The organism is Flavobacterium bomense (assembly GCF_003970355.1).
The window spans coordinates 1-1,390 of the sequence record NZ_RYDJ01000108.1 but is presented as its reverse complement, the minus strand read 5'-3'; the positions used below and the strand labels follow the sequence as shown (position 1 = coordinate 1,390).

The 1,390-nt window shown below is 32.4% G+C and carries 2 protein-coding genes; both read left to right on the top strand.

What is annotated here, in order from left to right:
- Window positions 1-999, top strand: a 999-nt coding sequence (locus tag EKL98_RS17675) for an efflux RND transporter periplasmic adaptor subunit (protein WP_158618342.1), incomplete at its 5' end; no start/stop codon positions are given.
- Window positions 1,000-1,078: 79 nt separating this feature from the next.
- Window positions 1,079-1,390: ABC transporter ATP-binding protein (locus EKL98_RS15925; RefSeq protein WP_126563142.1), on the top strand; the 312-nt coding region annotated here is incomplete at its 3' end.

Genomic DNA, 1,390 nt, shown 5'->3' with positions numbered 1-1,390 from the left:
GCAGTGCAAGAAATTTATGTTGGAAATGGCGATATGGTGAGTAAAGGTCAACCATTAGCGCGATTGTACAACCCAAATTCGGAGTTGAATTATATGCAACAAGAAACGGCAATTATTGAGCAAATAAATAATTTGAACAAAGCTAAACTCGATTTACGAAACCAAGAACTCAATTTAGCCAAGGATTTGATTGGTATAGAACACGATTATTTAGACGCTAAAAATTTATATGATTTGAATAAAAGATTGTTTGATCAAGAAATTTTATCCAAAAATGAATGGCAAACTACAGAGGAAGGTTTTCGATTTCAAAAAGAACGAATGAGCATCATTAAACAAAGTGTGACCAAAGAAAAACAAGCCAACCAAATTCAGATCGGGCAACTCAATCAAGCTATTGGAATTATGGAGAAAAGTTTGTCGATTTTGCGAGAAAATAAAAAGAATTTCTTGATAACCGCACCACTTTCTGGACGACTTTCTTCATTTGAACCTATACTCGGAAAAACCTATGTACAAGGCGTAAGCATTGGAACTATCGACGTAATGAAAGGATATAAACTGGTTGCTGATGTAGATGAATTTTATTTAGATAAAATTAAAATCTATCAAAAAGGAACTGTAGAATTCAATGAAAAAACACTAGAAGTTAAAATTGTAAAGATTATTAAAGAAATAAAAGGCGGTCAATTTCAAGTGGAAGTTAATTTTATTTCTACAGAAAATATCGATTTGCAACAAGGATTAAGTTTTAGTGTGCGGTTGAATTTATCCGAAAAAACCAAAACCAAACTATTTTCGAAAGGAAGCTTTAGCCAAGAAACCGCAGGAAAATGGATATTTGTTGTCAACGGAAATTCAGCTGAACGTCGAGCTATAAAATTAGGAAGGGAAAATCCGCTGTATTATGAAGTTCTTAACGGATTGAAAGTGGGTGAAAAAGTAATTACATCGAGTTATAAAGATTATGCAGATGTAGAAGTTTTGAACTTACAGTGAGAAGTATTAAGATCTTAGTATTAAGTATTAAGAAAATAGAGAATAGAAAAAAAAAAAAATCAATCAAAAAACGACCACTATGATAAAAATCAAAAATCTTTCTAAGATCTTCAGAACCGAAGAAGTAGAAACCAAAGCGCTTAACGACGTTTCGATCACAATCAATCAAGGCGAATTCGTGACCATCATGGGCGCATCAGGAAGCGGAAAATCAACGCTTTTAAACATTATTGGTCTTCTAGACAATGCTTCAAGTGGAAATTATCAACTTTTAAACCAAGAAATGAATGCTTTGAAAGAAGCCGAAAAATCGAAAGTTAGAAAACAAAATATTGGCTTCATCTTCCAAAATTTTAATCTCATTGACGAGCTTTCTGTATATGATAATATC